Source organism: Pseudomonas sp. GW822-FHT05A08, from assembly GCF_058800485.1.
In genome coordinates this window covers 4,260,423-4,274,329 of record NZ_CM179511.1, presented here as the reverse complement: position 1 = coordinate 4,274,329, position 13,907 = coordinate 4,260,423, and the positions used below count along the sequence as shown (strand labels likewise).

Sequence of the window (13,907 nt, the reverse complement as noted above, 5' to 3'; positions counted from 1 at the left end):
CCGGATACCTGTCTAGTTGATCTGCACCGAACCGCCCTTGATGCGGTTGACCCCGCTGGAGCGGCTGGACAGGTAGGCGCCCTGGATGATCACCTTGCCCGCGCGGGTCAGGGTGATGCTGGCCTTGCCGCAACGCAGCACGATTTCGCGCTCGGCGCTCAGTTCCAGGCAATGGTCGTCCAGCCGCACGCTGGCGGCTGGCTCGGGCGGGGCGTCCGCGCCGAGCAGGCGGCCGATCACCAATGGGCAAGCCGGGTCGCCGCCTTCGAACATCAGCGCGACCTGGCCGCCGATATCCGCGGGGCCAAGCCGCGCGGTGCAACGGGCAACGACGCCGCTGCCATCCGGGCAACCCGGGTAAAGGACCCTGGGCGTACTGGCGTGCGGCAGCTCGAGCAGGGTGCCGATGACCACTGCATCGATGCGGGCCTGTATGGGTAGCGGGTGTTGAACCGTCATATACATACCTCCACTGTGCTGGCTCTGTACGAAAAGTGGCTGTGCGCTGGGCGCCTTCGGCGCTACGCGGGCCATGCTGCGTTAAAAACAGGCTTGCCTGACCTTCGCTCGCCGACTTTTCGTACAGACCCTAGTTCTGCAGGATCTTCTGGCCCTTGACCACCACGTTCCGGTTGGCCTTGATGTTGATGGCGCCGGAGCCGTCGATGGTGATGTCCTTGCCGCGAATCATGATGGTGCCGTCCTTCTTCATGGTGATGCTGGCCGCGCCCGTGGTCAGGGTGATGGAGTCGCCGGCGGTGAGGGAGAAGTTCTTGCCGACGTCCAGGCTGTCGTTCTGCTGGATGTTGGTGGTGCGGTTCTGGGATACGTCGCGGGATTCGTTCTGGCCGATCTGGGTGCTCTGGTTGCCGTTGATCTCGATACCTTCGTTGCCCTTGACCGTTTCGTTGCGGTTGCCGGTGATGTCGATGGTCTCGTTGCCGCCCACGTCCTCGGTGCGGTTGCTGACGATGCTGATGGTTTCGTTGGCACCGACCTTTTCCGTGCGGTCCGCGCCTATGGTGATGGTCTCGTTGTTGCCCACCTTCTCGGTGCGGTTGGCGCCGATGGTGATTTTCTCGTCGCTGCCGACATCCTCGGTACGGTTCACACCGATGGAGATGGTCTCGTTATTGCCGACCTTTTCCTTGCGATCCACGCCTATGGTGATGGTTTCGTTGTTATCGACGGTTTCGGTGCGGTCGTGTTTGACGTGCACGGTTTCGTCGTTGTCGATGGTCTTGCTGCGGTCGTGGCCGACCCAGTGGGTCTCGTCGTTCTCGACCTCGATGTCCTGGTTCTTCTCGGCGTGGATGAACAACTGCTCCGCGCCCTTTTTGTCCTCCATGCGGATTTCATTGAAGTTGGCGGGCGAGCCCTCCTTGCTCGAGCGGCTTTTCACCCCGCTCTGGGTGGCATTGGCCGGCAGCTCGTAGGGCACGGTCTGTTCGGCGTTATAGACCCGGCCAGTGATGATCGGGCGATCCGGGTCGCCTTCGAGGAAACCGACTATCACTTCCTGGCCGATCCGCGGGATCTGCACCGACCCCCAGTTCTTGCCGGCCCAGGCCTGTGACACGCGCATCCAGCAGGAGCTGTTTTCGTTGGACTGGTCGTGGCGATCCCAATAGAAATGCACCTTGACCCGGCCATACTGGTCGGTCCAGATCTCCTCGCCAGCGGGGCCTACCACCCTGGCGGTCTGCGGCCCGCGGACAATCGGCAGGGGCGTCAGGGGCAGGGGTCGGAAGGCCTGGCTGGCATCCATGCAGTCCAGTTCGCTGGTGAACTGCTCGGCCAGGTCCAGTTGCCCGCTTTCATAAAGCTCCTGGCGGATCTGGTAGCGTGCGACCACCACCAGGTATTCGCGATTCTGGTCGGCGCGTTCGTAGCCGGTCAGCTTGAACAGATGCCCGCAGCCCAGGCCACGCGCACGACCGCGCAACTGCACGCGCTCGAACTGGCTGTGAATGGCCTGGATACGGGTGCGTGCGTAATGCTCGCCATCCTTGCTCTGGACGTATTCGCCCGGGTAGTCGTAGAGCGGATGGTCGCCGTTACTGTGGCTGCGCGACACGCTGGAGCGCACTTCGAGGCTGGCGCCGGGGCGCTGGAAGTCGTAGTCGTTCAACGCCAGCGAGCCCGGCTGGACTTCCCGCGCCAGTTGCCAGTCGTAGAAGTGGTCGCGCTCGCGCATCTGCTGATCGGGCGGGTAGAAGGGCACCGAAGCGTAGTCGGCCACCGTCGAGTGGGCGCCGTAGGCGTCGGCCAGCACCAGGACATGCCGCGCTTTCTCATGGCGGAAGTAGTAGTAGATGCCTTCCTGCTCCATCAGCCGGCTGATGAAGTCGAAGCTGGTTTCGCGGTATTGCACGCAGTATTCCCACTCGTGGTAACTGCCGCTCAGGTTGTCTTCGAAATCGGAGAAACCGAGGTCGCGGAACACCTGCTTGATGATGTCCGGCACCGTCTTGTTCTGGAAAATCCGGCAGTCCGAGGTGCGCGTGAGCAGCCAGAACCAGGGCCGCAGGCTGACCCGATAACCGGCGAACTGGCCGTGGCCGGTCAGTTGCCGGCAGCCGCAGGCAATGCCATGGAAGTAGCGTTTGCCGCCGCCGTGCAGCTCCAGGGTCAGGCCCATCGGCTTGCCCAGCAACTGGTCGAACTTGATCGCCCGGTCTTCGGAGGTGAGGTCCAGTTCGTAATGGAACAACCGCCCCAGCTCCTCGCTGCCTTCCATGCCCTGCAGCAGCAGGACCTCGCCACCGAGGGGGCTGTCGACCTGCACCAGGCGGGTGCTTTGCGTGATTGCCATAAACGGCTTCCTCCGGCTCGCGTTCGGGCGTCAGTCGGTCGTCTCGCCAACATGCGGGTCGAATACGTAATGCAGCGCATTGTCCCGTTGGCTGATGCGCACGCCCGCCAGCGGCTTGCCCTTGAGCATGCGGGTGAGAAACTCCCGGCTCATATCCGGCAACAGGGTATTGGTCAGGATGGCGTCGATCATCCGTCCGCCGCTCTCGATCTCGGTGCAGCGCGAGACGATCAGGTCGACCACGCTGTCGTCGTAGGCGAAGGGCACCTTGTGCCCGCTTTCCACGCGCCGCTTGATCCGCTCCAGTTGCAGGCGGGTGATGGCCTTGAGCATCTCGTCGCTCAGCGGGTAGTAGGGGACGGTCACCAGGCGCCCGAGCAGGGCCGGCGGGAACACCTGGAGCAATGGCTCGCGCAGCGCCTTGGCAATGGCATCGGGATCGGGCAGCCGTTGCGGGTCGCGGCACAGGCTGGCGATCATCTCGGTGCCGGCATTGGTGGTGAGCAGGATCAGGCAGTTCTTGAAATCGATCAGGCGGCCTTCGCCGTCCTCCATCACCCCCTTGTCGAACACCTGGAAGAAGATTTCGTGCACGTCCGGGTGGGCCTTTTCCACCTCGTCCAGCAACACCACGCTGTAGGGTTTGCGCCGCACCGCCTCGGTCAGCACGCCGCCTTCGCCGTAACCGACATAGCCGGGCGGGGCGCCCTTGAGGGTGGAGACGGTGTGCGCCTCCTGGAACTCGCTCATGTTGATGGTGATGATGTTCTGCTCGCCGCCGTACAGGGCCTCGGCCAGGGCCAGGGCGGTTTCGGTCTTGCCCACGCCCGAGGTGCCGGCGAGGAGGAACACGCCAATCGGTTTGCTGGGGTTGTCCAGCCCGGCGCGCGAGGTCTGGATGCGCTTGGCGATCATCGCCAGGGCATGGTCCTGGCCGATGATGCGTTTTTTCATGTGCTCGTCGAGCCTGAGCACGGTGTCGATTTCGTTGCGCGCCATGCGCCCGACCGGGATGCCGGTCCAGTCGGCGACCACCGCGGCCACCGCCTGGTAATCCACGGTGGGCAGGATCAACGGGCTTTCGCCCTGCAAGGCCGCGAGGCGGCTCTGCAGCTCGCCGAGCTTGTCGCGCAATGCCGTGCGTTCGGCTTCAGCCAGGCGCGGCGATGCAGCACCGACCTCGCCGCTGGTGTCGTCCAGCGGTTCGGCGGCGGCGCGCAGGGTGGCGCGGGTCGCCAGTAGTTCATCGACCAGGGCTTTCTCTTCGCTCCAGCGACTCTCCAGGGTCGCCAGGCGTTGGCGTTCCTCGGCGAGGGCCGCCTCTACCTCCTGCTGGCGAGTGCCGATGGCGATGCCAATGGCCTGCTCGCGGCCGATGATCGCCTGCTCGGTGCTCAGCGCCTCGATGCGTCGGCGGCTGTCGTCCACTTGCGCCGGTACCGCATGCAGGCTGATGGCGACCCGCGCGCAGGCGGTATCGAGCAGGCTCACCGATTTGTCCGGCAGCTGCCGGGCCGGAATATAACGGTGCGACAGCTTGACCGAGGCCTCCAGCGCCTCGTCGAGGATCTGCACCTTGTGGTGCTGCTCCATGGTCGAGGCGACGCCGCGCATCATCAGGATCGCCTTGGCCTCGGACGGCTCGTCGACCTGCACCACCTGGAAGCGCCGGGTCAGGGCCGGGTCCTTCTCGATGTGCTTTTTGTATTCGGCCCAGGTGGTTGCCGCCACGGTGCGCAGGGTGCCACGGGCCAGGGCCGGCTTGAGCAGGTTGGCGGCATCGCCGGTACCGGCCGCGCCGCCGGCGCCGACCAGGGTATGGGCCTCGTCGATAAACAGGATGATCGGCTTGGGCGAGGCCTGCACATCCTCGATGACCTGGCGCAGGCGCTGTTCGAACTCGCCCTTCATGCTCGCGCCGGCTTGCAGCAGGCCGACGTCCAGGGTGCGCAGTTCGACGTCCTTGAGGCTCGGCGGCACGTCGCCGGCGACGATACGCAGGGCGAAACCCTCGACCACCGCGGTCTTGCCGACCCCGGCTTCGCCGGTGAGGATGGGGTTGTTCTGCCGGCGGCGCATGAGGATGTCGACCAGTTGGCGAATCTCCTCGTCGCGCCCGACTATGGGGTCGAGTTTGCCGCTGCGGGCCTGTTCGGTGAGGTCTACGGTAAAGCGCTTGAGCGCCTCCTGCTTGCCCAGCGCGCTGGGCGCCAGGGCACCGCTCGCTTCGCCCGGCGCGGCGGTGGCGTTGAAACCGTCGCTGGCGGCCAGGCCATTTTCCGGCGAGTCGCCGAGGTACTCGTCGAAGCGCTCGATCAGGTGCTCCACCTTGATCTTGTCGAACTCGCGGGAGATGGCCGAGAGGGCGTGGCGCAGGCTCGGTGTCTTGAGCATGCCGACGACCAGGTAGGCGCTGCGCACCTGGCTCTCGCCGAACAGCAAACTGCCATAGACCCAGCCGCGCTCCGCGGCTTCCTCGACCTGCAAGGACAAGTCGGTGATTGAGGTCGAGCCGCGCGGCAGGCGGTCCAGGGCGTCGGTGATATCCCTGGACAGGCGCGCCGGGTCGAGGCTGAACTGGCGGACCAGGCGGTGCAGGTCAGAGTCCTGCAATTGCAGGAGCTGATGCAGCCAATGCACCAGTTCCACATAGGGGTTGCCGCGCAGTTTGCAGAACACAGTGGCGGCTTCGATGGCCTTGTAGGCCGGGCTGTTCAACTTGCCGAACAGCGCGGCGCGGCTGATCTCACTCATGATCGCGGCTCCTTGAGGGGGGGGGTATGGCTGGCGTATTCGCGGGCCAGCAGCAGGTCGCCGGCATCCGTCGACGGGCTGCCGAGCCAGGTGTCGAAGCCCAGGCGGGTCTGGCCGTCGAGATCGATGCGCGGCACTTCCTGGTGCCGCAGCAGCAGATTGACTTCCCAATCCAGCTCCTCGCCCTGGTACTCGGCGACCCAGGCGGCCAGTTCGCCGAAGCTTTCCTGGCCGGGCAGCAGGCGGCGGTATTGCTCCAGGCTCAAAGGCCCCAGGCGGATGCGGAATTTATGCTGGCGATCCCAGACGTGGGTGCCCAGGCTCAGGTCGCTGCCGAGCGAGCAGAGCGCCACGCCCAGCTGGCTGCGCTGCGGCAACTCCAGCCACTGGCCGACGTATTCCTCGATGCTCACCGGCACGCCGAAATAGTCTTCCAGGATCGCGCGCAGGCCGTCCGGGTAGCGGGTTTGCGCCGCCAGGTGGCCGGTGAAGTGGTAACGCGCCGAGTCGGCGATCGGGCCCTGGCCGAGCAGGCTGGTCATGCCCCGCCCGGACAGCGCGGCCAGGCGCATCGACCAGTAGTCGTGGGCGGGGCGGTCATGGCTGACGGTCGGCCGCGCTTCGGCCCAGGCGCGGTAGAACAGGCACAGCAAGCGGTGATTGAACACGTCGAGAAAGCGCGTGAAGCTGGCGTCGTCGTTGTTGCGCTGGCGATCGCGGGCGTATTCGGTCAGGTGCAGCGGCAGCGGGCCATTGGGCCCGGTGAGGCCGAAGAACAACTGCTCGATGCGCGGCGCGGCGCCCTCGGGGCCGGTCTCGATGCTGGCCAGGGTCGAGGGGGCGAAGCCGCAGTCGGGTTTCTGCCCCAGGCGCAGCGGGTCGTCGTGCAAGCGCAGGGAATGGCCGATGCGCGGTCGGTCGCTGGCCTCGCACTCGATGCGCCGTAGCGCCTGGAAGAAGTCGTAGGCCCAGGGCTCGTCGGCCATCCGCTCGATGCTGTGCAGCGGTTTCAGAGGTTCGGTCGACATCCGGGGTGCGCCTGCCATCGCATGATTTCGCCGCGCTCGGTGGTGCGCAGTACGGTTTCGGTGAAGCTGTTGATCGACACGTAACGGGCCAGGAAACGCTCGAACACCGCGCCCAGCAGGTACACGCCGGTGCCGCGGAAGGCGTTTTCGTCGAACTCCAGGCTGATCTCCAGGCCACGGCCAAAAACGATCGGCCCCGGCATCGGCAAGCGGCGGGTGCAGGGCGTGCTGCGCACCTGGCGCAGGCCCTCGATTTGCAACTGCAGCGCCGCATCGCCGGGGTCGCCGTACAGGCGCAGCAATTCGCGCAGCGCCGCGGCCCCCTGGCCCTGTTCGCTCAGCGACAGGTAGTTCAGCGACAGCTGGCTGATCAGCCGCCAGGCGCTGGCATCGTGCGCGCGGCTCGGCCGCGGCCGGCTTGGCCCGGCCAGGCAGCGCACGGCCAGCACCGGGGCGCTGTCTTCCAGGGTGAAATCGCTTTTGCCGGTACCCACCGGCATCAGCAGCGGCAGGTCGCGGTTGGTGCACAGGGCGCTGAGGCCGAGCTGGCGCAAGTCGTGGCGATAGGGCGCCTGGTTGACATCCACCAGCGAGACGAAGGTTTCGCTGCCGATATAGGTCGAGCGTGGCCCGCGTCGCCGTTGCTGGCTGGACAAGCGACGCGGCTCGCGGCGGACGATGTAGTAGGCCTGCTCGCGGCCATAACGCAGCGGATCGCGGATCGCATAGAACGGCTGGAACGGCTGCTCGGGGCCGCTGCCATGGCCGGTGACCTGGGTCAGGGAATGGATCTCGAAATCCAGCGGCCGGGTGCGGTCGGCGATCACCTGGTGCTCATGCACCCGCTCGTTCAGGTGAATGCGATCGGTGCGGCGTGCAAACAGGTTCACCGCCGGGGTGCAGAAGGGCACGAACTGGGTCGCCGACACCGTGCCTTCCAGGGTGCTGTCGAGGCGATCGAACAGCACCACCAGCTCCAGTTCCTGGCTGGTGCAGCGCTGCACACCGGCGCTCAGCCCGGTGAAGTCGACGAACAAAAAACGATTGGGCAGGGCGAAATATTCCTGCAGCAGGCGATACCCCTGGAAGGCCCGGGGCACCACCGGCAGCACCGCGTCCCGATCGTCGAAGCCGCGCGCCTTGAGACTCTCCAGAGGCAAACGCTCGACCCAGTCGCCATCGACGCTCTTGATAAACACCGCGCAGGCGTTGCCGAGCAGCTGCTCGTACAGACGGAAAGGCTGCTCGTCGGCGCCGTTGAGGTAGAGCGGCAGGCTGTCCAGCGCCAGGGCGTTGAACGGCAACCCGGCGCCGCAACGCAGGCGCAGGCGCAACCCGGCCTTGGCCTTGGGTTCGCTGGCAGCAAGTCGGCCGAGGGTCGCGGCCGGGTTGCCGAAGTATTCGGCATGGCTGACCTGCAACGGCCACAGCGTCACGGCATGGGCGCTACGGTACTCGCAGGCGGTCTGCTCGCCATGGCCCAGCTGGCCGCGCAGGGCGGCGTGGCGTTCGACCGTGAAGCCGCTGGTCAGCGAACCCTCGTTGGGGTCGGCGACCAGTTGGACCACCACCACCGAAGGCGTTGGTGCCAGGTAATGGGGGTAGGCGATTTCCAGCAGATTGTGGGTGAAGGTCGGGTATTCGGCGTCCAGCTTCAGGTGGACCCGCGCGCTCAGGTAGGCGAAGCCCTCCAGCAGACGCTCGACATAGGGGTCGGCGCATTCGATGCCGGACAGGGTCAGGCGGCTGGCGATCTTGGGGAACTCCTGGGCGAACTCGGCGGCGCTCTCGCGGATATGCTGCAGCTCCTGGTTGTAATACTCGAGCATGCGCGGGTTCATTGGCGTCTCCTGGCGGGCTCGGCCGGCGTCACCTTGACGTGCCCGGTTTCCAGGTCGAGGGCGGTGCTGAGCAGCAAGCGCAGGGGCACCGGCTCGGCCCACAGATCGCCCTCGATCTCGAAGCTCAGGGCGTTGTGGCTCATGTCATTGCCGTCGAGTCGCGCGCGAACCTTCAACGAGCCTTTGAGGATGCGCGGCTCAAAAGTGGCGATGGTGTCGCTGAACAAGGCTTCGATGGCCTGAACATCGACACTCGAGGCGGTGTGTCCGGCCAGGGGCGGCAGGCCGAAATTCAGCACCGAGTTGCCCGCTGGCATCTGCGCGGCCTGCTCCGGATCGAACAGCACGCAGGTGTTGAACAGCCAGGCCAGATCGCGCAGCACGCAGGCTTTCAGCTGGGTCAGCGACATGACGCGGCGCTCGGCGGCTTCTTTCGGGTTGTGCGGATCGTCGTCGGTCAGGCGATCGAGCAACGAGGGTTGCAGGCGTTCTTGCAGGGTCAGCTCGGCCATCTTCGGTTATCCCTGTCGGTGAAGCTGAGGCTGTGCCGTTCGAACAGCCCGGTTTCGCCGTTGTCGGTGGTCAACGGGCGCTGGCCGACGGCGTGCGCCGGCTCCTCGGCGTTCATCGTCATCTCCTGGTTCGCAGGCTTCGCGCCGAGCCCTGGCGTGCGTTCAAGCGTCGGGTTCGAACAAGCCGATAAACATTTTCTCATCCCACTGGAAGGGCGGGCAGGCCGTCACCCGGCTCACCGCCGACGAGGCTTCCAAACCCTGCCCGGTACTGCGTATCGCCTGGATCTCGGTGCGACAATCCCGACTGGGCGAGGGCAGTTGCTCGCTGCTTTCCACCAATATCACCTGGCGTGTCCCCACCTGCTTGGTGCGCAGGGTGCCGCTGGGGTCGCGGTGGAACTGGCAAGGCCATTTCAGGCTCAGGTCGATGCCGGGTTGCTGCGGGACCAGCACACGACAGTTGCCATTGCGCTCTTCCAGCAGCAGGTCCCGGGCCAGGAAGCGCGCCTGGGTGGCGCTATCGGCCGGGTTCTGCGCACAGGCGGGCAACATCAAACCCGCCAGGCCCGCGAGGATAAGGCGAAGCAGGCGCTGACTCATGACAGCTCCCAGAACCACACCTGGGCGGAGTGGTTGGCCGGGTCGTCGTAGGTCTTGGTGAAACCGCGGCTCCACAGGTCGATATGGTCGCCGGCCGCGCGACTCTCGCCACTGCGGGTAAAGCAATCCTTGAAAAAAATGATCCCGTTCTTCTCATTGAGCTGCAGCTTGGCCTTGGCCGCATCGGTAAAGATGCTGGGCCGGCCCAGATGCTGGCGCCACAGCCAGTTCGCCAGCGACTCGGCACCGCGGGCGTGGCCGTGGCTGCAGCGCGGTTCCGAATAGGTGTGGCCATCCACGAGGATGCTTCGCTCGGCGTTGAGCGTAATGCTCAGGCGGATCGCGCATTGATTTTCCCAACCGCCATCGCAAGGCTGGCTTTCAGCCGGGTAGTTGTTCCACAGATTGATGAACGCGGGTCTGGCCATCATCGAACCTCCTGTTGCGTCGTGGCCCCTGGTACAAGCCGAGCACCCTGCGGCAGGGCTGCAGGGTGGCTGGCGTCACACCTTGACGTTTTGGCGGATATTCCAGCCGTACTTGACCGGGCCGCCGTCCTTGGAGCCGTCCTGCTTCTGCGGTTGGTAGTCGACCAGCACCTGGCCGAAATTCAGCGCGATGTTTTCGGTCAGGCGATCCGCGCCGCCGCTGCCGCCGGTGCCGATCGAGGACACCAGGACCTCCTTGAGGGTGATGGTCAGGTACTCGACCGGATCGTCGCCGCCGGCCTTGCGCACCGTCAGCTTGGCCTCGTCGTAATGCTTGCCGCTGGAGCAGGCCATCATCAGGTTGGGGGAGGATTTATCCACCCACTTGGTCAACGTCAGGTCGTGGATATTGACCTTGCCGGCACCGCCGCCACCGCCCACATGCATGTTGCCGGACTGGGCCATGGCCCAGCTCCAGGAGAGCACGTCGATCTCCTCCTTGTGGTTCTTGTCCTGGGACTCGCCCTTGACGTCGCCGATCTTGATAAACATATCAACAGCCATCATGCCTCCTTAAGTGGTTTGCACCACTGTGTGCCAGTGATTCGCCACGCTGCGTCACAGGGCACCCGCCACCACGGCGAATGCCTCCTGAGATGAATCAAACCGCCTTGGCGGATGGAAGTTTGGATACCAGCCGCAGCGATACCGTGAGCCCTTCGAGCTGGTAGTGCGGGCGCAGGTAGAACTTGGAGCTGTAGTAACCGGGGTTGCCCTCGATCTCCTCGACCACCACCTCCGCCGCGGCCAAGGGGTGCTGCGCCTTGGTGGTTTCGGTGGAGTGGGCCGGGTCGCCGTCCACGTAATTGAGAATCCAGTTCTGCAGCCAGCGCTGCATGTCGTCCTTTTCCTTGAACGAGCCGATCTTGTCGCGAACGATGCACTTCAGGTAATGGGCGAAGCGGCAGGTGGCGAACAGGTAGGGCAGGCGCGCCGCCAGGTTGGCGTTGGCGGTGGCGTCGGGGTCGTCATACTCGGCCGGCTTCTGCAGCGATTGCGCGCCGATGAAGGCGGCGAGGTCGGTGTTCTTCTTGTGCAGCAGCGGCATGAAACCGTTCTTCGCCAGCTCCGCCTCGCGCCGATCGGCGATGGCGATTTCGGTCGGGCACTTCATGTCCACCCCACCGTCGTCGGTCGGGAAGGTGTGCGTCGGCAGGTTCGGCACCTCGCCGCCGGACTCCACGCCGCGAATCCGCGAGCACCAGCCATAGAGCTTGAACGAGCGGTTGATGTTCGCCGCCATGGCATAGGCCGAGTTGGCCCAGGTGTACTTGGAACTGTCGGCGCCGTTGGTTTCCTCTTCGAAGGCGAAGGCGTCCACCGGGTCGGTCTTGGCGCCGTAGGGCAGGCGGGCGAGGAAACGCGGCATGGTCAGGCCGATGTAGCGCGAGTCCTCGGAGTCGCGCAGCGAACGCCAGGCAGCGTATTCCGGCGTGGTGAAGATCTTGGTCAGGTCGCGCGGGTTGGACAGCTCCTGCCAGGAGCCCATGCCCATCACCGTCGGCGAGGCCGCGCTGATGAAGGGCGCATGCATCGCCGCGCAGACCTTGGCCAGTTCGCCGAGCAGCTCGACGTCCGGCGACGACTGGTCGAAGTAGTAATCGCCCACCAGGCAGCCGAACGGCTCGCCGCCGAACTGGCCGTATTCCTCTTCGTACATTTTCTTGAAGATCGGGCTCTGGTCCCAGGCGGTGCCCTTGAACTTCTTCAGGGTCCTGTGCAGGTCGCCCTTGGCGATGCTCATCACGCGGATCTTCAGCTGCTCGTCGGTTTCCGTGTTGTTGACCAGGTAGCTCAAGCCGCGCCAGGCGCTTTCCAGTTGCTGGAAGTCGGCGTGATGCATGATCAGGTTGACCTGCGCGGTGAGCTTGGCATCGATCGCGGCGATGATCGATTCGATGGATTTGATCGCGTCGTTGGAGATCAGCTCGGTCTTGCTCAGGGCCTGTTCGGCCAGGGTGCGCACGGCGCTTTCCACCGCCTCGCGGGCGTGCTCGGTCTTGGGTTTGAACTCTTGCAGGAGCAAGGCGGCGAAGTCGCTCGGTGCGGTCGCGGCGTCTGCCTGGGCCTGCGGGTCTTTCATCAAGTCGGCCATGGTCTGCGTCCTCTGTCAGGCTTGCGGCTCGGGTTCGGTCGGTTTCGGCGCACTGGCCAACGCCTGCAACAGCGCCGGGTCCTTGATCACCTTCATGATCATGTCCTCGGCGCCGGTCTTGCCGTCCATGTAGGTCAGCAGGTTGGCCAGCTGGGTGCGGGCTTCGAGCAGTTGGTTGAGGGCATCGACCTTGCGCGCCACCGCGGCAGGGCTGAAGTCGTCCATGCTCTCGAACGTGATGTCCAGGCTCAGGTTGCCTTCCCCGGTCAGGGCATTGGGCACGTTGAACGCCACCCGCGGTTTCATGGCCTTGAGCCGCGAGTCGAAGTTGTCGACATCGATCTCCAGGAACTTGCGGTCGGCCACCGCCGGCAGCGGCTCGGCAGGCTTGCCGACAAGGTCGGCCATCACCCCCATGACGAAGGGCAACTGCACCTTCTTCTCCGCGCCGTAAAGCTCTACGTCGTACTCGATCTGCACCCGGGGAGCACGGTTACGGGCGATGAATTTCTGGCTGCTGGTGTTAGCCATTTTTCCTCCTGCGCTGCCTATGCGGCTGTGTTGGATGGGCATCGGTTAAGCGTTTTCACTCGGACTATTCACCCTCGGGCCCGCGCAATTTTTCGAACTGGGAAAAGCCGTCCGGAATCAGGTTGCTCACGATGGTGGCGAAATCGGCGCTGACCAGTCTCTTGGCGCGGCTCAGGAGCACCGGCACGGGGCTTGAGGGCTCGTGCCTGGCGTAATAACCGAGGATCCGGTCGAGGCTGCGCAGCACATCGTCACGGCTGCCGATCTCGCCGGCGATGCGCGGCGCGGCGGCGCCGGGGGCCGAGGACATGGTGGCATCGACAGGCTCGCCGGCCTGCGCGGCAGCGCCGGGAGCGCCTGGCTGAGGGGCGTGCTCGGCGATGATTTGCACGGCATGCCGAAGCAGTTGCTTGATCGTGCCCAGGTCCGCGCCGTGGGTGGAGCCGACCCGTTCGTTGACCTCGCGCTCTATGGTCAACAGCGTGCCATGGGCATCGTTCAGGGCGGCGCGGCAGGCCTCGAGCTGTTCGCCCGCGCAGTCCTGAAAGGCCGCGCCGAGCTGGTCCGGGCTGAGGCTTTCACTGGCGAAGCGCTGCAAGCCCGCGGCATTCAGCGCGGCCCGCAGGCCGACGCTGCCAAATGCCCGCGAGCTGATCAGCGGCATGCCCCAGAGCAGGTGAATGACCGGCTCGGCGTTGAGGCCGGCGAGGGCGTTGATCCTAAAGGTGGGGTCATTGTTATCTTCTGCATCCAGCTTGGGATGCAGGTCGTCCCAATACTGCGCGAGCAACTGCTGGATCAGCTGTAACCCTTGCACCAGGCCGGGCAAGCCGTGCAGGGCAATGGCGCTTTGCAGGAAGTAGTTGGCGATGCGCAGGTCTTTGCTGCGCGTGAACAGCTCGACGCAGAGGTCGCGGACCTGGCGCCATTCCGGCGGTGCGGCGGGTAACACGGCATCGCCCATCTGCCGTTCGGGTTGGCCTTGTGCCGCGCGTTCAAGCTCGAGAAAGGCGGCGTCGTACTCGAGGTCGCCGCCACAGGGGGAGTCGGGGGAAATGGTTTCCAACAAGCGCTGTACATCCACCACGGACGTGATCTCCATATCGGCCCGACAATCGGCGCCCGGTCAGGGTGAGCGCACGACTAAATCCCTTTTCCTACGGATGAGTGTTCTATCCAGAGCCACTTTCTGGCGTCATTTCTGAATTCAACAATTGACCTGAAGTTTTAGCCCAGTTCA

General features: G+C 65.0%; 13 protein-coding genes. All 13 read right to left on the bottom strand.

Features of this window, described 5'->3' with window-relative positions:
• Positions 1 to 12: 12 nt before the first annotated feature.
• Complete coding sequence (locus AC3RCP_RS19200; RefSeq protein WP_101338322.1) at positions 13 to 459, bottom strand: DUF6484 domain-containing protein; 447 nt, start codon at positions 457 to 459, stop codon at positions 13 to 15.
• Between the two features lie 130 nt (positions 460 to 589).
• Positions 590 to 2,815: a type VI secretion system Vgr family protein gene (locus AC3RCP_RS19195; protein WP_492571102.1), complete on the bottom strand. Its 2,226-nt coding sequence runs from the start codon at positions 2,813 to 2,815 to the stop codon at positions 590 to 592.
• A 30-nt stretch (positions 2,816 to 2,845) separates the two neighbouring features.
• Complete coding sequence (gene tssH / locus AC3RCP_RS19190; RefSeq protein WP_492571103.1) at positions 2,846 to 5,569, bottom strand: type VI secretion system ATPase TssH; 2,724 nt, start codon at positions 5,567 to 5,569, stop codon at positions 2,846 to 2,848.
• On the bottom strand, positions 5,566 to 6,597 hold the full coding sequence (tssG, locus tag AC3RCP_RS19185; RefSeq protein WP_492571104.1) for a type VI secretion system baseplate subunit TssG: 1,032 nt from the start codon (positions 6,595 to 6,597) through the stop codon (positions 5,566 to 5,568). Before tssG ends, tssH begins: the two co-directional genes overlap by 4 nt.
• Positions 6,579 to 8,438, bottom strand: coding sequence for a type VI secretion system baseplate subunit TssF (gene tssF, locus AC3RCP_RS19180; RefSeq protein WP_101338319.1), 1,860 nt, complete (start codon positions 8,436 to 8,438; stop codon positions 6,579 to 6,581). The genes tssG and tssF overlap by 19 nt, the downstream gene beginning before the upstream one ends.
• Positions 8,435 to 8,950: a type VI secretion system baseplate subunit TssE gene (gene tssE / locus AC3RCP_RS19175; RefSeq protein WP_009044342.1), complete on the bottom strand. Its 516-nt coding sequence runs from the start codon at positions 8,948 to 8,950 to the stop codon at positions 8,435 to 8,437. Before tssE ends, tssF begins: the two co-directional genes overlap by 4 nt.
• Complete coding sequence (locus AC3RCP_RS19170; RefSeq protein WP_255313573.1) at positions 8,938 to 9,066, bottom strand: hypothetical protein; 129 nt, start codon at positions 9,064 to 9,066, stop codon at positions 8,938 to 8,940. Before AC3RCP_RS19170 ends, tssE begins: the two co-directional genes overlap by 13 nt.
• A 46-nt stretch (positions 9,067 to 9,112) precedes the next feature.
• Positions 9,113 to 9,553, bottom strand: a complete 441-nt coding sequence (locus tag AC3RCP_RS19165; RefSeq protein ID WP_101338318.1) for a hypothetical protein — start codon at positions 9,551 to 9,553, stop codon at positions 9,113 to 9,115.
• Complete coding sequence (locus tag AC3RCP_RS19160) at positions 9,550 to 9,981, bottom strand: type VI secretion system amidase effector protein Tae4 (RefSeq protein WP_037005248.1); 432 nt, start codon at positions 9,979 to 9,981, stop codon at positions 9,550 to 9,552. Before AC3RCP_RS19160 ends, AC3RCP_RS19165 begins: the two co-directional genes overlap by 4 nt.
• 75 nt (positions 9,982 to 10,056) lie before the next feature.
• Positions 10,057 to 10,545: an Hcp family type VI secretion system effector gene (locus AC3RCP_RS19155; RefSeq protein ID WP_009044340.1), complete on the bottom strand. Its 489-nt coding sequence runs from the start codon at positions 10,543 to 10,545 to the stop codon at positions 10,057 to 10,059.
• A 97-nt stretch (positions 10,546 to 10,642) separates the two neighbouring features.
• Positions 10,643 to 12,136 carry a type VI secretion system contractile sheath large subunit gene (gene tssC / locus AC3RCP_RS19150; RefSeq protein WP_492571105.1) on the bottom strand — a complete coding sequence of 498 codons (1,494 nt, stop codon included), beginning with the start codon at positions 12,134 to 12,136 and terminating at the stop codon, positions 10,643 to 10,645.
• Positions 12,137 to 12,151: 15 nt separating this feature from the next.
• Positions 12,152 to 12,667 carry a type VI secretion system contractile sheath small subunit gene (tssB, locus tag AC3RCP_RS19145; RefSeq protein ID WP_087092181.1) on the bottom strand — a complete coding sequence of 172 codons (516 nt, stop codon included), beginning with the start codon at positions 12,665 to 12,667 and terminating at the stop codon, positions 12,152 to 12,154.
• 64 nt (positions 12,668 to 12,731) lie between these two features.
• Positions 12,732 to 13,769, bottom strand: coding sequence for a type VI secretion system protein TssA (tssA, locus tag AC3RCP_RS19140; RefSeq protein ID WP_492571106.1), 1,038 nt, complete (start codon positions 13,767 to 13,769; stop codon positions 12,732 to 12,734).
• Between the last annotated feature and the right edge of the window lie 138 nt (positions 13,770 to 13,907).